Here is an 18,723-nt window from a genome sequence, read left to right as displayed (position 1 = left end):
CATGAATGAAACTAAGAAACTTTTTATCCAAGGATTATGGAAAAACAATTCAGCACTGGTTCAATTATTAGGTCTGTGCCCGTTGCTAGCGGTTTCTTCGACAGCCACCAATGCGTTAGGATTGGGACTGGCAACAACATTAGTGTTGTTTTTCACTAATATTACTGTCTCAACTTTTCGTCATTGGATCCCAAGCGAAATACGTATTCCAATCTATGTAATGATTATCGCATCGGTCGTCTCCTCTGTGCAGATGTTAATTAACGCCTATGCTGTTGATTTATATCAATCTTTAGGTGTTTTTATTCCGCTGATTGTTACTAACTGTATTGTTATTGGGCGAGCTGAAGCTTACGCCGCCAAAAATAATGTCTATAACTCAGCAATTGATGGCTTAGCGATGGGAGCGGGAGCCACGATAGCACTGTTTTTTTTAGGTGCCATGCGAGAAATTTTAGGTAATGGTACGCTGTTTGATGGTACAGATTTGCTGTTAGGAGAATGGGCGAAAATATTACGTATTGAAGTTATTCATCTTAATTCTCCCTTTTTATTAGCCATATTACCCCCAGGGGCTTTCATTGGATTAGGTTTGATGCTAGCAGGTAAATATTTAATCGATGAAAAAGTAAAAAAATATATTAGTCACAAACAACAGCAATCTGCGGTAAAATCGGCGGCTTTCTCCAATAAAAATCATTTAGCCAAGGATCAAGAGCAAATAAAATATGAATAAACAAAAGCGGATAGACATCCTGACTCGCTTACGTGACAACAATCCAACACCAACAACGGAGCTTGTTTTTAATTCGCCTTTTGAATTACTTATTTCTGTATTACTTTCCGCTCAAGCTACCGATATTAGTGTCAATAAAGCAACGGCAAAACTCTACCCGATTACAAATACCGCTGAAAAAATGCTAGCCCTAGGCATCGATGAAATAAAGCATTACATAAAAACAATTGGCTTATTTAATACCAAAGCTGAAAATATTATTAAAACCTGTCAGATATTAATTGATAAATATAATGGCCAGGTGCCAGAAAATCGCGAAGCCTTGGAATCCTTACCCGGTGTCGGCCGCAAAACGGCAAATGTGGTATTGAACACCGCCTTCGGCTGGCCAACAATTGCTGTTGATACCCATATTTTTCGCGTTTGTAATCGCACAAATTTTGCCCCAGGTAAGAATGTTATCGAGGTTGAACAAAAATTACTCAAAGTAGTGCCGACTGAATTTAAAGTTGATTGCCACCACTGGTTTATACTACACGGCCGTTACACGTGTATTGCTAGAAAGCCACGCTGTGGCTCTTGTATTATTGAAGATTTATGTGAATTTAACGACAAACAATACCCCGCAACCTAACGATTAACAAACGGATTTTCAAGACAACTTGACATATGCCATTTATTGAAGTGACAAATATTATTATTCTGCTTGCCCATAGCACTCAACTTGAGCAAAATGTGGGTAAATTTTAATTTAACGACGCAAATACGGATAGTATGTTTCAAGATAACCCGCTGCTAGCGCAGCTAAAACAGCAACTACATGCCCAAACGCCTCGTGTTGAAGGGATTGTCAAAAGTACCGAAAAAGGTTTTGGTTTTCTTGAGGTCGATGGAACGAAAACTTATTTCATTCCACCACCACAAATGAAAAAAGTGATGCATGGTGATCGAATTATCGCCACCATTCACACAAATAAAGATCGTGAAATTGTTAAGCCAGAACAATTAATTGAGCCCTTTCTTACCCGATTTGTAGGACGTATTCAAAAAAGAAATAATGATAATCGGCTTTATGTCAAGCCCGATCACTCAGTATTAAAAGAAAATATTTTTTGTCGTCCGGCGCAACATCTAACTAATGATTTGATGCAAGATGATTGGGTAATAGCAGAAATCCATCGTCATCCATTAAAAAATCAAGGCGGGTTTCAAGCAGAAATAATCCAATATATTACCCATGGAGATGACCATTTTGCCCCTTGGTGGGTAACATTGAGTCGGCATCAATTAGAGCGCGAAGCGCCGGAAATGAAAAATTGTACCATTGAGGAGCAGACAGCAGAACGCCATGATCTTACTCACCTCAACTTTATTACCATTGACAGTGCCAGTACCGAAGATATGGATGATGCGCTTTATATAGAGCGTATTGGCGATGATCAATTGCGTCTATTTGTTGCTATTGCCGATCCTACCTGTTATATCCCGGTAAATAGTGAGTTAGATACCATTACCCAACAACGTTGCTATACCAATTACCTACCTGGCTTCAATATTCCGATGATGCCACGTGAATTATCAGATAATTTGTGTTCTCTGCGTCCTAATGAGCGCCGCCCTGCACTAGTCTGTCAATTTGATATTAAACAAGATGGACAATTGGCTGAAAATATTCAATTTTGCCTGGCATGGGTCGAGTCAAAAAATAAATTGGTATACGATGATGTCTCTGACTGGCTAGAACAGCAACAAGATAAATGGCAACCCGAAAATGAAATCATCAAACAGCAAATATTATTGCTCAATGAAATGTGCGAAAAACGTGCTGCCTGGCGCCTAACTCATGCATTAGTATTTAAAGAACGTCCTGATTATCGCTTTGTACTTGATGAGAATGGTAATGTCACTAATATATTGGCAGAGAAACGGCGGATTGCTAATCGTATCGTCGAAGAAGCGATGATTGCAGCCAATCTTTGTGCAACAAAAGTATTAAAAGATAAATTAGCAACCGGTATTTTTAATGTTCATAATGGCTTCGAACCCGGTCAAATTGATAACGTTGTTGCCATTTTGCAAGAACATGATATCGAACAAAATGCACAAACACTGTTAACACTTGAAGGATTTTGTCGTTTACGGCGTTTATTAGATGGCCAACCCACTCAATTTCTAGATAGTCGAATACGCCGTTTTCAAGCTTTTGCTGAAATTAAAACTACGCCAGCTGCCCATTATGGTTTGGGATTTGATGCCTATGCAACCTGGACATCCCCTATCCGTAAGTATACAGATATCATCAATCACCGCTTTTTAAAAGCCATAATAAATAATGAGCTGCATAATATCACAAAGCCTTCTGAAACTTTGATGGCAAAAATTACTGATCGCAAGCGCGCTAATCGTTTAGCTGAACGCGATGTCGGTGACTGGTTATATGCGCGTTATCTAAAACCTTTCGCCAAAACTAACACTATTTTTGCTGCCGAAATAACCGACATTACGCGAGGTGGACTCCGGATCCGTTTAACCGACAATGGCGCCAATGCCTTCATTCCGGCACCTTTTATCCATTCTGTACGAGAAGAAATACAGTGTAGTCAAGAAGCAGGCGCTATAATTATTAAAGGTGTTGCTGTTTATAAACTTAACGATGTGATTAATGTTCAACTTGAAGACGTTCGAATGGAAACCCGCAATATTATTGCACGACTGGTATCCTAAGGACTTTCACAGATAGCTCACTGATAATAAGCTATCTGTACAAAATAGCGGCTTTATTATTTTTGCAATTCCATTTAGCTTGCCGAAAAATCTGATTAAAAAAAGTTGCTATCTAGGTTAATTTGAATTTAATTGATTATATCAATAGGATAGAAGAATGAAGGGCTCAAAAAAACACACATTACTGATGTTAATATCTTTCATTTCCCTCATGTCTATTACAGCCTGCTATAATATGTCAAAACGTGACAAAAATACCGCTATTGGTGCTGGCATTGGGGCAGTGGGCGGTACTATTCTGACTGAAGGTAGTTGGATTAGGTACGATAGGTGGTGGTGCTAATGGTGGTCTAATTGGTCACCAAGTCGGTAAGAAATAGTCGCGCCCAACAAACTATAATAGAGCCAGTTAATTATCTGGCTTTATTTATAAATATAATTAACCGCCGGCCAGTTTAACTTTCATTCCCTTAGCTTCTAATAATTGCTTAATAAACTCGCGTTTATCACCCTGGATCTCAATATTGCCTTGTTTGATTGCTCCGCCTGAACCACATTTTTTCTTTAATTCAGCAGTAAGCATCATTAATTGATCTTTATTCAAATCAAAACCTGTAATAACACAAACGCCCTTGCCTTTTCGGCCTGAGCTTTCACGTCTGATACGAACTATACCATCGCCTTTGGTTGGCACTGATTTTTTTTCTACTTCAACTATTCTGCCAGTTTCCGTCGAATAAACTAAACGCGAGTCATTCATTTTATCCATCCAATTGAACGATTAATTTGTGCCAGCGTTAACACTGGATCGGCACTATGGGTAATAGGACGACCAATAACCATATAATCAACGCCAACATTAATAGCCTGCTCTGGCGTCATAATTCTCCGCTGATCATAGGTTTCTGCACCAATGGGGCGAATGCCTGGCGTAATTGATAAGAAATCGCTACCACAAACTGATTTCAGTGTTGCTACTTCGTGTGCTGAACAGACTACACCCTCCAACTCACACTCCTTGGCTAATTTTGCTAGCTGCAAGGCACGATCAGCCGGTTGTTGTGTAATACCAATCTGGTGTAGATCCGCTTGTTCAATACTGGTTAATATGGTAACCGCAATCAATAGTGGAGCATCTTTACCATATTCAACTAGTGCTTCTTTAGCCGCCATCATCATTCTGACCCCACCACTGGCATGTACATTAACCATCCAAACCCCGATTTCCGCCGCTGCTTTAACAGCTTGCGCCACCGTATTAGGAATATCATGAAATTTCAAATCCAAAAAAACCTGAAACCCTCGGTTATGTAAAGTTTGAATAAATAGTGGGCCATATAAAGTAAACATCTGCATACCCACTTTCAGGCGGCAATCCTGCGGGCTGAGATTGTCAATAAAAGATAATGCCTTAGCCAGATCATGATAATCTAATGCAACAATAACCGAGGAATTAGTAGAGACAGGAAGTTTATTTTGCGTGCTGGCTATCATTTTTAACCTTTTTAAATTTAATGAATGCAATATATGTTACGTTGTCATTGACCATCAAGGCCTTTTATTGGTTTGATCGTATCCCAAGAGCGGCATGAAGGACAATACCAATATAAAGAATGGGTAGTAAAACCACATTTGCTGCAACGGTAATCAGGTTTAGAGCGGATTTGCTCGCCAACCATATTGCGCAGTAATTCCAGACTCTCTTTTGCTCTGCCTTCTTCTGCGTCTGCCAAATGATAATCGATCAGTTTATAAAACAATCGCATCGTTGGATGACGTTCAAGTTGCTGTTTAATAAAGATTTGCGCTTTTTCTAGCCCTTTTCTTTTTTCAATTATTTCCGTCAGATAAAGCTGAGCAGTTGCTCCACAATCGCCAGCAACACATTGCTGGATATAAGCTTCCCAATCATGCCAATTCGCTAAATGATGATAACATTCATAAAGCATGGCTAAAGTTTCACTAACTAAATCTCTATCTTGATCAAAAACTTGCCTAAGTACTGAAATGGCTTTTTCATATTCAGCTCGAGCGATATGAATGCGCCCTTTCATAATAGAAACTCGAGTAGCGTTTTTATTTGATTGAGCGGCTTTATTTAGTAAAAGAAATGCGCCATCAAGATCGTCATTACTCAGCTCCAATAGTGCCAGTTCGCAATAAAAATGAGCTATTTCTTGTTTAAATTGAGGATTGCCCATTTTGACCAATTTTTCGGCAACCTCGATTGCTTTATACCAATCGCTAGTTGCTTGATAAATAGTAAGTAAAGATTGTAACGCACTAAAGCGAAAATCTTGCTCATCAACTAGCTGCAAAAAAATATTTCGCGCCCGATCATAAACTCCTGCGGCTAAATAATCTCGGCCAAGCTGCTGTGTGGCTAATAGTTTCTGCTCAAAGGATAATGAGTTACTTTCAAACAAGGATTGATGAATACGGATAGCCCGTTCAATCTCCCCCCTTGAACGGAAAAGATTGCCTAATGTCAGATGAGCCTCAAACGCCGAGCTATTTTCTTTAAGCATATCTAAAAACAGAACAACGTCTTTATCTTGTTGATTAGATAGCAAGAAATTGACACCAGCTACATATTCACGGGATAAACGATCAGCATTTTGTTGTTTATCTTGTTGAGCACTTCTGCGTCCCATATACCAACCATAGGCAGCTGCAATAGGCAGTAGCAGAAATAGCAGCTCTAACATAAAAAATTACCTTTTTTCATTTGTAACAACTGCCACTTTAGTATCGTGTTCACTTTGAGTTGATTCGGTTAATTGACTTTCTAAACGTTTAATCTTACGTCTTGCATTTGATAATAAAATTAATGCCTTAGCGTAAAACACCCCGCAAATAAGCCAACCCAGCAAGAATCCAACCGCAAAAAGGACGGCTAGCAATGTCGATATTGGATAGTCACCTTTAGCAATCAAATAATTAAATGTTACTATCTGATTATTGCTTGAGCCAAGTGTCATGGAAACAATAAAAATAGCTACAGCAAGTAATAAAATTAAAAAATATTTCACATTTTTTCCTATTGTTGCTCAATGATAGAAAAGCGCTGGAAACACTTTTCGTTGCTTAACTTAGCATCTAAACCCAATAAAGAAAGTGAATTATATCAACACTCACCCTTTTATTTAAATAAACATTTCAATGGTAGATAACAGAATGAGTTACCACAAAAATTTTCCTATAACATGTTAATGGTGCAAAATATTTTTAATCAAAAAATTCCTTATTGAATTTATCCCATTCAACGAAATACTAGTGTTGCTGACTATTTTTTTCAATAAATGAAAAAATCTCAGAACATTTATTTATATTAGGCACCGGTCTCAATCAGCAAACCTCAATCTAAATTGATAAACAAAATGTGCTTATAGTTAAAATAGTTAATTTTTTAATAATCATATTGTAGTAATATGAACATAAACTTATCTACTGATGATATCCACTAGCCTAGTAAAATATATAGGTAAAAATAATTTGATAACCATATTTAACTATTTTTTAACGCGCTTTTCCTTAATTTTAAATCCAGAGTTTCGTTCATTATGTATAACACTATGCAGTTAAAACGTATAGCTGAAGCCAAATTACCTACTCCTTTTGGTGAGTTTCTACTTGTTGGTTTTGAAGAAATTGTTAATGGTAATAATCATATCGCACTTATTTATGGTGATATTACTGATAGAAAACCCGTTCTTTCCCGTATTCATTCGGAATGTTTGACCGGAGATGCCTTATTTAGTTTACGTTGTGATTGTGGTTTTCAACTAGAAGCAGCACTTAAACAAATTGCCGAAGAAGGTAGCGGAGTACTACTATACCATCGTCAAGAGGGGCGTAACATCGGATTATTAAATAAAATCCGCGCCTATGCTCTGCAAGATCAGGGGCTGGATACTGTTGAGGCCAATTTAAAACTCGGGTTCAAACCCGATGAACGTGATTTTACTGTCTGCGCTGACATGTATAAATTATTGGCGATAAATAAAGTGAGATTATTAACCAATAATCCTAAAAAACTAGAAATTATGAAAGAAGCTGGAATCAATGTCGTTGAACGAGTTCCTCTCATTGTTGGTCGTAATCCCAAAAATAGTGACTATCTCAATGTAAAAGCCAGCAAATTAGGCCATATTCTATCTGATAATGCGAAAAAATAACCAATCAATTATTATCAAAAACTGTCTGTTTTTAACAGAGCAGTTTTTGATGGTTTAAATCCGTTTATTTTAACATTTGACGAATAACATACTGCAGAATACCGCCATGACGAAAATATTCTAATTCAGTCATCGTATCAATGCGGCAACGCATCGTTATTGTCGTTTTCTGATCATTTTTATCAGTAATGGTTACTGTAATCATCTCGCCTGGAGTAATCGATTGCAAGCCTACAATGTCAATTGTCTCATCACCGGTCAATTTTAACGTTTTACGGTTTACATTAGCCAGAAATTCTAACGGCAAGACCCCCATACCAATCAAATTAGAGCGATGAATTCGTTCATAAGATTCAGCAATAACCACTCTTACCCCTAGTAATAGGGTTCCTTTAGCCGCCCAGTCACGACTAGAGCCGGAACCATACTCTTTGCCAGCAATAATTGCTAAAGGTATCTTTTTTTGCTGATATTGCATGGCGGCATCATAGATTGCTAGCTGAGTCTGTGTTGGTATATAGCGAGTAAATCCCCCTTCAACCCCAGGTAGCATCTCATTACGAATACGAATATTGGCAAATGTGCCTCTCATCATAACTTCATGATTACCTCGCCTCGAGCCATACGAATTGAAATCTGTTGCTTGTACGCCATGGGACTCTAAATAACGGCCGGCTGGACTATCCGCTTTAATATTTCCAGCTGGTGAAATATGATCGGTCGTAACAGAATCACCCAAGATTGCAAGAATATGAGCACCATGAATATCAGTGATCGGCGCCGGAGCAAGCTGCATGCCATCAAAAAACGGAGGATTACGAATATAAGTTGAATCAGGTTGCCATGAATAAGTGGCTGAACTTTTTACATCAAGTGCCTGCCATGCTTCATCGCCATCAAAAACTGCATTATATTCTTTATGGAACATGTCAGATTTTACTAACTGTATTGCATCAGCAATTTCCTGACTGGTAGGCCATATATCTTTTAGTAAAACATCTTTACCATTTTTATCTTGTCCCAACGGCTCATCAGCAAGATTTATTTGCATATTACCCGCTAACGCATAAGCTACCACTAAAGGTGGTGATGCCAACCAATTGGTTTTTACTAATGGATGGATCCTACCTTCAAAATTTCTATTGCCTGATAGCACCGCACCTACAGTTAGATCATGTTTTTTGATTGCTTCCTCTATTGGCGCCGGTAGTGGCCCTGAGTTACCAATACAAGTGGTGCAGCCATAGCCAACTAGATTAAAACCTAACTGATTTAAATAATCAGTCAATCCCGCTTTAGCTAAATAATCAGTAACCACTTTCGAACCTGGTGCTAACGAAGATTTTACCCAAGGTTTACGCATTAAACCTTTTTCAACCGCCTTTTTAGCAAGTAATCCTGCCGCCATTAAAACACTTGGGTTTGAAGTATTGGTACAGGAAGTTATCGCCGCAATAACAACCGCTCCCTCTTGTAACTGCAAATTTTTACCATCATAACTGACCGATGGCGCAGGCTCTTTGGTTGATTTATTTAATTCAAGCTCCACTGAATCTTTAAACGCATGCGGAACCTGGCTTAATTCAACCCGATCTTGAGGGCGTTTGGGCCCAGCCAGACTGGCTTCCACCGATGTTAAATCTAATACTAAGGTACTGGTAAAAATAGGCTCTTCACCTGAATGACGCCATAATCCTTGTATTTTAGTATAATTTTCAACTAAAGCAATTTCATCTTCCGAACGTCCTGTTAACCGCATATAGCTTAATGTAATTTCGTCAACCGGGAAGAAACCACATGTAGCGCCATATTCAGGAGACATGTTGCCAATGGTAGCGCGATCCGCAAGCGGTAAATCAGCTAAACCATCACCGTAAAATTCAACAAATTTACCCACTACGCCATGTTTACGCAGCATTTGGGTGACAGTCAAAACTAAATCAGTAGCGGTGATCCCTTCGTTTACTTTGCCAATTAATTTAAAACCAACTACATCTGGAATGAGCATCGAAATCGGTTGTCCCAACATTGCGGCTTCTGCTTCAATACCGCCCACTCCCCAACCTAAAACTCCCAAACCATTGATCATCGTGGTATGAGAATCAGTACCAACCAATGTCTCTGGATAAGCGAACAATTTTCCTTCTCGTTCTTCATACCACACCACCTTACCCAAATACTCCAAATTTACCTGGTGACAAATACCTGTTCCTGGCGGCACAACTCTAAAACGATTAAATGCCTTTTGTCCCCAACGTAAAAATAGGTAACGTTCATGGTTGCGTTGCATTTCAAATTTTACGTTATCACTAAAGGCTTGAGGAGTGGCAAATTCATCGACCATAACTGAATGGTCAATAATTAAATCGACCGGCGATAATGGATTTACCTTATTAACATCACCACCTAATCGTTGCACGGCTTCGCGCATTGCAGCGAGATCAACCACTGCTGGCACACCAGTAAAATCCTGCATCAAAACTCGGGCTGGTTGATAGGCAATTTCACGCTTGGCATGCCCCGTATGCTGCCAATCAACCATAGCCTGCAAATCTTTTAATACAACAGATTTTCCATCCAGATGGCGCAGCAAATTTTCAAATAGCACTTTAAGTGATTTTGGCAGATTCGAAATATCACCTAACTGTTTGGCTGCAATAGGTAAGCTAAAATATTCATAGTGTTTACTTCCAGCGGAGAGTGTGGATGCACAGTCCGTTCTTAGACTTAACGACATAACTCCTCCTTTTATTATTTTTTATCTAAATACCTAAGATGACCCATCTTATAAAGATAATATATTAGAAATATTTTTAGGTTATGTAACACATAATGATCATTAAATATGATTTTGTTCAAAATAAATTAAAAGTATTAACACTAAATAGCCCTGGCTTGATGTGGAATTAGTACATAAGAAAAAATATAAAATAAAAAATCATGAATAGAAAATAAACTCTAATTTTTATTAAAATTATATTGTTGGTAATTAAATATCTTTAAACATTTCTTCATTTAAACGTAAAGCAATCGCTTTATCAACAACATCAGGCGTTAAATGTGGTGCAAAACGCCAAATAAAATCATACATATAGCTGCGTAGAAAACTATTACGATGAAAACCTATTTTTGTAGTGCTATAGCTAAACTTATCCCGCATATCAATAATAACTAAGTCTTGATCTTGATTAGGGTCAACTGCCATGCTAGCAATAATTCCTATACCTAATCCCAATCTTACATAAGTCTTAATAACATCAGCATCAGTGGCGGTAAAAATAATCTTAGCCTGTAAACCTGCCTTATAAAAAGCCTCATCCAATTCAGAGCGGCCTGTAAAACCATGGGGTATAAGTCACAATCGGGTATTGAGCTAGTTCACTAATGGTAATATTTTTCTTGTCAGCTAAAGGATGATCAGCTTTAACGACAACCGAACGATTCCAATGATAACAAGGTAACATCACTAAATCTTTGTAAAGATGTAACGCTGCAGTCGCAATAGCAAAATCGCTATTTCCTTTACTTACATTTTCCGCAATTTGTATTGGCGAACCCTGACTCATATGTAATGAAACTTGTGGATAATGTTCGATAAATTGTTTAATAACCGGAGGAACAGCATACCTTGCTTGAGTATGTGTGGTAGCAATGGCTAATATGCCACGATCAGGATAAGTATGTTCACCAACGACTGCTCGGATAGCGTGCATTTTCGTCATCACTTCTCGAGCAATTTTAATTACTTCCTTTCCGGCTGGGGTAACATGAGGTTAAGTGTTTACCATTGCGTCCAAAAATTTGCACTCCCAATTCATCTTCAAGCATACGAACCTGTTTGCTTATACCTGGTTGTGATGTGTATAACCCTTTTGCTGTTGATGAAACATTTAAATTATGATTTTCAATCTCTACAATGTAACGTAATTGTTGTAATTTCATCTTATGATGCGTCCTTATAAATTGAATAAAGGATTAATTATTTAATAACTTATAGTAATTTTATTATAACAAAAAGAAATATAAGTATTATATATTATAATCAATAATATACAATATTAACAATATAAAAACAAATAAATCACAAATTAAATATTATTTATATAATACGCTTATTTTACTAACAATTAATTATATGTTTATTAGTTATAATGAATATAAATTTTGGCAAGATTATTAATTAACTGAATGCTAAAATAAAAAGCCAAACAACGCCGTTTACTATTACTAAAGATTTCCTAAACTAACTTTGAATGGCCTAAAATAAATAAATTTAATAATACCGCAAACTACCCTTAAACCACCACCGCCTAATGTTTCTGGATGATCTGAATAATTATCTCCACCTTCATGAATTATTAATGCTCTATGCTTAATTTGACTTATTAATTTTAACCGCGGCGCTAAAATGGCATAGTCAGCACTACCATTAGCATTAACAACTAAACCCGGCAAATCACCTAAATGGCCACTACTACTATATGGACCTTTATGTTGGGCTCTTTTATTAGGATCAAAATGGCCACCGGCTTTTCCTGCTGCAATTAACTTTCCATCTTTTTGCAAAGCATCACAACTAGGATATTCGTGAACATGGAAACCATGTGTTCCAGGCGCTAATCCTTGTAATTTGAGGGTAATAATAAACCAAATTTTGTTTCCGTGACCTCAATTTCACCTACCGATTGGCCGTTATCTTGTTTAGTAACTATGTTCATTGGAACTATCATTGTATTGGCTAGCGATGTTGCAGCAAAAAAGTGCCCATAATTAGTAACATTTTCAATTTTATATATTAATCCAGGTTATGATTTGAAATAGCGACGATATATAAACTAAAAATTAGGCTACTGATTTCAGTAGCCTTGTTTAATTATAAAAATAGATAAATTTTTATTTGTTTTTTTCTATCCATTTGCCATCGATATACAATGCACTCCAGCCAGTGGCTTTACCATTTTTTTCTGAGGAAACATATTGTTGTTTAGTCTTACGACTAAATCTAACAATCGTTTTATTACCCTCAGGATCGACCGATGGCGCCAGGGTTAAATAGCTAAATTTAGCTGGCAGACGATCTTTAAAATGTACCAATTCTTCAACCAGTGGTGCGCGGGTCTCTCTTGATTTTGGAAAAGTGTTAGCGGCTAAAAATATTCCCGCTGCCCCATCTCTTAATACAAAGTAAGCATCAGATTTTTCACAAACTAGTTCCGGCAATGGAATAGGATCTTCTTTAGGTGGAGCCACTTCACCACTCTTCAAGATCTTGCGAGTATTTTTACAAGCCTCATTGGTACAGCCCATATATTTTCCAAATCGACCCATCTTCAGATGCATTTTTGAGCCACATTTATCACATTCAATAATTGGCCCATTATAGCCTTTAATGCGAAATTCACCTTTTTCAACCTGATAACCATTACATACTGGATTATTCCCACATACATGTAATTTACGTTTATTATCAATAAGGTAGCTATCCATCGCAGTACCACATTTAGGGCATCGCCGGCGGGCTCGCAAAGCATGCGTTTCCACATCCTCTTCTTCTGCTACCAGGATATTTGATAATTCATCTTCAGGAATTAAATTAATGGTTTTTTTGCAGCACTCTGTTGCTGGTAAGCTGTAACCAGAGCATCCCAGAAAAACACCCGTAGAAGCAGTTCTAATTCCCATTTGTCGGTAACAGTCAGGACATTCAATCGATGTTAATACCATCGGATTGGGACGCATACCACCTTCCTCGGGTGCTTTATTTGCGCTTTCTAGCTGTTCGGTAAAAGCAGCAAAAAACTCATCTAATACACTCTTCCACTCGATACGATCTTCTGCTATCAAGTCAAGCTGATCTTCCATTCGCGCAGTAAAATCATAGTCCATTAATTCACTAAAATTTTCATCTAACCGGTCAGTAACTATTTCACCTATTTTTTCAGCATAAAAACGGCGATTTTCAATTTTTACATAGCCCCGATCTTGGATAGTTGAAATAATAACCGGATAGGTTGATGGCCGGCCAATGCCACGTTTTTCAAGTTCTCTAACCAGCGAAGCTTCGCCAAAACGTGCTGGAGGTTTAGTAAAGTGTTGGCTAGGACACAATTTATCCAATTCAAGCTGGCTATCAACTTTGACCATAGGTAATATTTTATCTTCATCATCTTTGCGCAATGCGGGCATAACTTTAGTCCAACCATCAAAACGCAAAATACGCCCTTTAGCCTTCAACTCAAAATCTCCAGCTTTGACGGTTATTGTCGTTGAATCAAATTCAGCTGGTGTCATTTGACAAGCAACAAATTGGTTCCAAATCAGCTGATATAGTCTTTTGGCATCCGCTTCCATCTCTTTTAGAGCATCAACACCAACGTCAACATTAGAAGGACGAATAGCCTCATGTGCTTCCTGCGAACTTTTTTGATTGGTGTAAACATTCGCCTGTTTAGGCAGGTATTTGCTGCCAAATTTATGGTCAATATAGTTGCGAGCCATACTTAAAGCATCCTGACTTAAGTTAGTTGAGTCAGTACGCATATAGGTAATATAACCTGCTTCATAAAGACGCTGTGCCATCATCATGGTTTTTTTAACGCCAAAGCCAAGGCGTGTACTTGCCGCTTGTTGCAGGGTTGAGGTAATAAAAGGGGCGCTGGGTTTACTAATTGTGGGCCGATCTTCACGATCTGACACCTGATAATGGGCATTTTTTAATAATGCAACGGCAGCATCAATTTGTGCTTTGGTGACGGGCTTAAAAGGCTTACCCTTTTCATGTATCACTTCCATTCGAATCAATGCCGTATCTACGGTCAGTAACTCAGTATGCAGCTGCCAATACTCTTGCGGAACAAATGCTTTAATTTCCCGTTCCCGTTCTACAATCAGGCGTACAGCGACTGACTGAACACGACCTGCAGAAAGGCCGCGAGCAATTTTTTTCCATAATAGCGGTGAAACCATATAACCAACCACCCGATCTAAAAAACGCCGAGCTTGTTGAGCATTAACACGATCAATATTTAATTCACCAGGATTATCAAAAGCTTGCTTAATTGCATTTTTAGTAATTTCATTAAAAACTACTCGACTAAAGCGCTGATTATCACCGCCAATCACTTCTCTCAAATGCCAGGCAATCGCTTCCCCCTCACAATCGAGATCCGTTGCCAGATAGATATGCTCTGCGTCGGAAGCAAGCGATCTTAATTCAGCAACGACTTTTTCTTTGCCAGGTAAAATTTGATAATTGGCTTTCCACCCATGATATGGGTCAACTCCCATTCTATTTACAAGCGCCTCATGTTCATCTTTTTTTACTTTTTTAACCTTGTTGGCTGAGTTTGTATTCTTTTGTGATCTGGAATCACCATTTTTTGGCAAATCACGTATATGTCCTACGCTACTTTTAACAACGTAGTTATTACCAAGGTATTTATTGATAGTCTTGGCTTTTGCCGGGGACTCCACAATAACAAGAGCTTTACCCATAATTATCTTTACCTAAAATATTGTCTAAGCGTACTGACTTTCCAGCCAGATGGAATGAAATCTCTTTTTATATTGCGTCAGATTCACAATATATCAACTTTTTTTTGCTTAAATACTTTGCCATAAAGATAAAAATCTTTGTTAATTCATACTGTAATCAGATTCAATAGTACAATTTTGTCAGCAAAACAATGACAAAAGTAAAGCATAAAGCATCGTAAGTAATAAAAAGCCTACACTCTACCTGATAAAAAATGATGCGCAACCAATTATTTTATTCATAAGTATTGTTATGACAATAAAAACCACCTCAATAAGTTATGAATAGATTACAAAAAAAATCAATAAAATTATATAAAAAGTAGCAGAAATCTAGTTCAAACAAATATATAAATAAAATTTTCAGAAAGAAATTAATTTCCAAATAAAATAGCTTAATAGTGCTGTATAAAATTGTTTATCATGTTTTTAATTAATTAATATTTTATTTGCAATTAAATAATTAAGTTTTAACTATTACATTATAAAAATACCGGCTTAAAACGCCGGTATGTATTTCTTATTCATAATTTAAAGCAGTGGCCTCTGTCCGCTTTGCCACCAGCGTATCAACAACTTATCTGCCTTTTCTACCATGCTGCCCATTAAACGATCAACAAAACGTCTGGCCGGAGTATAAGTTACCTCAATAATTTCACGAGCATCAATTTGATTGATAATAATGTCATCACTAACGCCTATTTCATCAATTAATCCTTTTTCCTTTGCCTGGGTACCATACCAATGCTCACCGGTTGCCACAGCATTAATATCAAGGGCCGGCCTTTTTTGATGCACAAAATCTTTAAATAGCTGATGTGTTTCATTTAAATCTTGTACAAACTTCTTACGTCCTTGCTCGGTATTTTCACCTAATAAAGTTAGTGTACGTTTATACTCTCCGGCTGTATGTAATTCTACATCAATATCCTTTTTCTTCAATAATCGATGAAAATTGGGTACTTGTGCAACTACACCAATAGAGCCAATAATCGCAAAAGGAGCCGCCACAATACGATCGGCGACACAAGCCATCATATAACCGCCACTGGCCGCCACTTTATCCACCGAAACAATTAATTTAAGGCCTTTTTCCCGTAAACGATTTAGTTGAGAGGCAGCTAAGCCATAGCCATGCACAACGCCACCTGGACTTTCAAGCCTAAGCAATACTTCATCTTTGTTATCAGCAATTGATAAAATTGCAGTAATTTCTTCACGTAACGCATTCACTTCACGAGCATTCATGCTGCCTTTGAAATTAATTACAAAAAGACAAGGTTTTTTTAACGTCGTTTGACCAACTTTAGCATCTGATTTCTGCTTTTTTTCTTCAATTTTACGTTGTTTTTTATAGGTTTTTAACCAAACTTTATATTCAGCGTCACTCATCTTAACCTGTTGCATCTCACGCTGACGTTGACGATAAGCTTCACTTAAATCAATAAGTTTTAAATCACCTTTTTTGCTCTGTTTACGCTGCCCAAAGCTAAAAATAACCAATGAAATTAATATAATAGCAACAACTACTGTTGCTATTTTAGCAACAAATAATCCATACGATGAAAGAAATTCCACAATTCTATCCTTCTTTACAGAATATAAACAATAGGGGTATTGTAACTAAAAACTTGATAAAGTGCTTATAGCTCTTATTAATAAATTTGAATAATCAAAAGTAGGAAAATATCATGCTACCTCACCAAGCTAAAGCTGATTTACTTAAGGAAAAAACCATTTTAATTACAGGCGCGGGCGATGGCATTGGACGTGAAGCGGCATTAACTTATTCACATTATGGCGCCAATCTTATTTTAGTTGGTAGAACAACCGCAAAACTAGAACAAGTCAAACAAGAAATTATTTCTAATAGCAAATTTACCCCTTCAGTTTCTATTTATACCCTTGATTTATTAACAATAACCGAATCACAATGCCATGAATTAGCAACTGACATTAGCCAACATTATCCCTATCTTGATGGTGTATTACATAACGCAAGCATATTAGGAAAAATTGCGCCGATTATTGATCAACCTATAAAACTTTGGCATGAAGTTATACAAATAAACGTTAACGCAACTTTTATGCTAACACAAGCCCTACTACCACTGCAGCTACAAGCACCAAATAGTTCCTTAATATTTACCACTTCAAGCGTCGGCAGACGAGGTCGTGCTAATTGGGGGGCCTATTCAGTTTCCAAATTCGCAACCGAAGGTCTAATGCAGGTATTATTTAATGAATATAAAGATACTAATTTACGTGTTAATTGCATTAATCCCGGTGGCACAAGAACGCAAATGAGAGCCAATGCTTTTCCTTCAGAGGATCCTATGCAACTAAAAACTCCACAAGAAATTATGCCGATATATCTTTATCTAATGGGAGAAGATAGCATTAAGGAATCAGGAGTAAGCTTTGATGCACAGCCTAATCGTAAACCCGGTGTGGCAATTTAATATTTAGCTATAAAAACTAACCGCAATAAAAATTAATAATAAATGATATAGCCAATTATCAAACAAAGTGATTAGTCAATTAATGAGCTTTATAGTTATTTACTGGATGCTGCTTTAATATTCCTGCATTAAAAATCATATTTGTTTGATTGATAAAAGCAGAATACTCATCACGATCATGTTTATTCTGCCCTAAATGGAAAGCGCTATAAATTTTCGCCATATTGTAAATATAGTGGTAATATTCATCATAGATTTGCGCTTTTGATTCTATATTACTGATTTTTTTAAAGTCATCAACAATTTCAACAATTTCAACAATTTCAACAATTTCAACAATTTCAACAATTCTATTAGCATAAAGTTGTAAAGAATAATTATTAAAATTTGCAATTGGTAGTGCATATTCAAACGAATGCGTTACCGTGTTTTGTTCCTTTATTCCTTTATAAACAATATGAATATTATTAACTTTTGATCCTACTACTGACAAAAAATCAATAAACTATTCTTTAGTAAGCATTTTGTTTTCACTTGACCGTCTGATTGTTTACTTTTATTCAAAGCTAAAACATTGAGAAAAGATGCGCCTATAGGGTAATCACATTTAAAAACATTATTATCAATAAATAAGTCATTACTACTTAGTATTGGACCCTGTACTTTTATTCCATCAACAACAATTTGATTATATTTCAAAGAGAATAATTGGTTAGAAATGATTTCTTTAAAAACCGAACTATAAGCATAATAATATTACCGGGTAGGATTAATTATTCCCCCTGGTTACCAGGGTAAATGATAAATTCAGTTTTTTGGCCAATGGGGTATTCAATCGTATGCTTGCCAGCTCGTAAATCAAGTTGTTTAATTTCACCCTGAACAAGTTTAACAGGTTGATTATCAATCTTAAAATAAAGGGCATCTTTATTATTATGACTAACGTAAAATTTCCCATCAGCAGAATGAGTTAATTGCGGCTCATCACAGCCTGCTAACAGCAATATAAATATGCTGCTAGCGATAATTTGCCCAAATTGTGGCATATAAAATTTCAACCTTCTAATCAAACTTAGCCTAATGAAAGTAG

Annotated in this window: 14 protein-coding genes and 3 pseudogenes; 6 read left to right on the top strand and 11 right to left on the bottom strand. The window is 36.9% G+C overall.

Going from position 1 to position 18,723, the window contains the following annotated elements; genetic code table 11:
- The first annotated feature begins 1 nt into the window (after nt 1).
- The 4 genes and pseudogenes from AC01GB_RS15845 to AC01GB_RS15830 all read left to right on the top strand — a co-directional run bounded on the left by AC01GB_RS15845 (nt 2) and on the right by AC01GB_RS15830 (nt 3,840).
- Nucleotides 2–736 carry an electron transport complex subunit E gene (locus AC01GB_RS15845; RefSeq protein WP_474452920.1) on the top strand — a complete coding sequence of 245 codons (735 nt, stop codon included), beginning with the start codon at nt 2–4 and terminating at the stop codon, nt 734–736.
- Nucleotides 729–1,370 (top strand): endonuclease III, encoded by a 642-nt coding sequence (nth, locus tag AC01GB_RS15840; RefSeq protein ID WP_474452650.1) that lies wholly within the window; start codon nt 729–731, stop codon nt 1,368–1,370. Before AC01GB_RS15845 ends, nth begins: the two co-directional genes overlap by 8 nt.
- A 140-nt stretch (nt 1,371–1,510) precedes the next feature.
- Entirely contained in the window at nt 1,511–3,460 is a 1,950-nt protein-coding gene (locus AC01GB_RS15835; RefSeq protein ID WP_474452649.1) for an exoribonuclease II, read from the top strand.
- Between the two features lie 187 nt (nt 3,461–3,647).
- Nucleotides 3,648–3,840 (top strand): annotated as a pseudogene (locus AC01GB_RS15830) (YMGG-like glycine zipper-containing protein).
- 59 nt (nt 3,841–3,899) lie between these two features.
- Here AC01GB_RS15830 and yciH read toward each other — a convergent pair.
- The 4 genes from yciH to AC01GB_RS15810 are packed head-to-tail and all read right to left on the bottom strand — an operon-like array spanning nt 3,900 to nt 6,492.
- Nucleotides 3,900–4,220 (bottom strand): stress response translation initiation inhibitor YciH, encoded by a 321-nt coding sequence (yciH, locus tag AC01GB_RS15825; RefSeq protein WP_474452648.1) that lies wholly within the window; start codon nt 4,218–4,220, stop codon nt 3,900–3,902.
- The gene (gene pyrF, locus AC01GB_RS15820) at nt 4,217–4,954 is read right to left on the bottom strand and encodes an orotidine-5'-phosphate decarboxylase (protein WP_474452646.1); all 738 of its coding nucleotides are present in this window, start codon (nt 4,952–4,954) and stop codon (nt 4,217–4,219) included. Before pyrF ends, yciH begins: the two co-directional genes overlap by 4 nt.
- A 44-nt stretch (nt 4,955–4,998) precedes the next feature.
- Nucleotides 4,999–6,168: a lipopolysaccharide assembly protein LapB gene (lapB, locus tag AC01GB_RS15815; protein WP_474452645.1), complete on the bottom strand. Its 1,170-nt coding sequence runs from the start codon at nt 6,166–6,168 to the stop codon at nt 4,999–5,001.
- 6 nt (nt 6,169–6,174) lie between these two features.
- Nucleotides 6,175–6,492, bottom strand: coding sequence for a LapA family protein (locus AC01GB_RS15810; protein WP_474452644.1), 318 nt, complete (start codon nt 6,490–6,492; stop codon nt 6,175–6,177).
- A 543-nt stretch (nt 6,493–7,035) separates the two neighbouring features.
- Between AC01GB_RS15810 and ribA the strand changes: the two genes are divergently transcribed.
- Nucleotides 7,036–7,638, top strand: coding sequence for a GTP cyclohydrolase II (gene ribA / locus AC01GB_RS15805; protein ID WP_474452919.1), 603 nt, complete (start codon nt 7,036–7,038; stop codon nt 7,636–7,638).
- Between the two features lie 64 nt (nt 7,639–7,702).
- Here the strand turns inward: ribA and acnA are convergent, their stop codons facing one another.
- The 5 genes and pseudogenes from acnA to sohB form a co-directional block, all read right to left on the bottom strand.
- Entirely contained in the window at nt 7,703–10,375 is a 2,673-nt protein-coding gene (gene acnA / locus AC01GB_RS15800) for an aconitate hydratase AcnA (protein WP_474452643.1), read from the bottom strand.
- A 252-nt stretch (nt 10,376–10,627) separates the two neighbouring features.
- Nucleotides 10,628–11,580: pseudogene (gene cysB / locus AC01GB_RS15795) on the bottom strand (HTH-type transcriptional regulator CysB).
- 285 nt (nt 11,581–11,865) lie between these two features.
- Nucleotides 11,866–12,418 (bottom strand): annotated as a pseudogene (gene sodC / locus AC01GB_RS15790) (superoxide dismutase [Cu-Zn] SodC).
- A gap of 113 nt (nt 12,419–12,531) precedes the next feature.
- Nucleotides 12,532–15,132, bottom strand: a complete 2,601-nt coding sequence (gene topA / locus AC01GB_RS15785; protein ID WP_474452642.1) for a type I DNA topoisomerase — start codon at nt 15,130–15,132, stop codon at nt 12,532–12,534.
- Nucleotides 15,133–15,702: 570 nt separating this feature from the next.
- Complete coding sequence (gene sohB / locus AC01GB_RS15780) at nt 15,703–16,749, bottom strand: protease SohB (protein ID WP_474452641.1); 1,047 nt, start codon at nt 16,747–16,749, stop codon at nt 15,703–15,705.
- A 113-nt stretch (nt 16,750–16,862) separates the two neighbouring features.
- Here sohB and AC01GB_RS15775 point away from each other — a divergent pair, with 113 nt between their 5' ends.
- Nucleotides 16,863–17,633: a YciK family oxidoreductase gene (locus AC01GB_RS15775; protein WP_474452640.1), complete on the top strand. Its 771-nt coding sequence runs from the start codon at nt 16,863–16,865 to the stop codon at nt 17,631–17,633.
- A gap of 79 nt (nt 17,634–17,712) precedes the next feature.
- Here AC01GB_RS15775 and AC01GB_RS15770 read toward each other — a convergent pair whose 3' ends face one another.
- Nucleotides 17,713–18,126, bottom strand: a complete 414-nt coding sequence (locus tag AC01GB_RS15770) for a hypothetical protein (protein ID WP_474452639.1) — start codon at nt 18,124–18,126, stop codon at nt 17,713–17,715.
- Between the two features lie 280 nt (nt 18,127–18,406).
- Complete coding sequence (locus AC01GB_RS15765; protein WP_474452638.1) at nt 18,407–18,679, bottom strand: hypothetical protein; 273 nt, start codon at nt 18,677–18,679, stop codon at nt 18,407–18,409.
- Between the last annotated feature and the right edge of the window lie 44 nt (nt 18,680–18,723).

The sequence above is a fragment of the Candidatus Arsenophonus phytopathogenicus genome, from assembly GCF_056113345.1.
Note: the sequence above shows the minus strand (reverse complement) of the source record. Positions and strands in the feature narration are given on the sequence as shown.

Excerpts from the sequence above, each read along its gene's own strand:
- AC01GB_RS15835 (WP_474452649.1), top strand. The coding sequence starts at position 1,511 with ATGTTTCAAGATAACCCGCTGCTAGCGCAGCTAAAACAGCAACTACAT.
- pyrF (WP_474452646.1), bottom strand. The coding sequence starts at position 4,954 with ATGATAGCCAGCACGCAAAATAAACTTCCTGTCTCTACTAATTCCTCG.
- topA (WP_474452642.1), bottom strand. The coding sequence starts at position 15,132 with ATGGGTAAAGCTCTTGTTATTGTGGAGTCCCCGGCAAAAGCCAAGACT.
- acnA (WP_474452643.1), bottom strand. The coding sequence starts at position 10,375 with ATGTCGTTAAGTCTAAGAACGGACTGTGCATCCACACTCTCCGCTGGA.
- AC01GB_RS15775 (WP_474452640.1), top strand. The coding sequence starts at position 16,863 with ATGCTACCTCACCAAGCTAAAGCTGATTTACTTAAGGAAAAAACCATT.
- ribA (WP_474452919.1), top strand. The coding sequence starts at position 7,036 with ATGCAGTTAAAACGTATAGCTGAAGCCAAATTACCTACTCCTTTTGGT.
- nth (WP_474452650.1), top strand. The coding sequence starts at position 729 with ATGAATAAACAAAAGCGGATAGACATCCTGACTCGCTTACGTGACAAC.
- lapB (WP_474452645.1), bottom strand. The coding sequence starts at position 6,168 with ATGTTAGAGCTGCTATTTCTGCTACTGCCTATTGCAGCTGCCTATGGT.
- AC01GB_RS15765 (WP_474452638.1), bottom strand. The coding sequence starts at position 18,679 with ATGCCACAATTTGGGCAAATTATCGCTAGCAGCATATTTATATTGCTG.
- yciH (WP_474452648.1), bottom strand. The coding sequence starts at position 4,220 with ATGAATGACTCGCGTTTAGTTTATTCGACGGAAACTGGCAGAATAGTT.
- AC01GB_RS15845 (WP_474452920.1), top strand. The coding sequence starts at position 2 with ATGAATGAAACTAAGAAACTTTTTATCCAAGGATTATGGAAAAACAAT.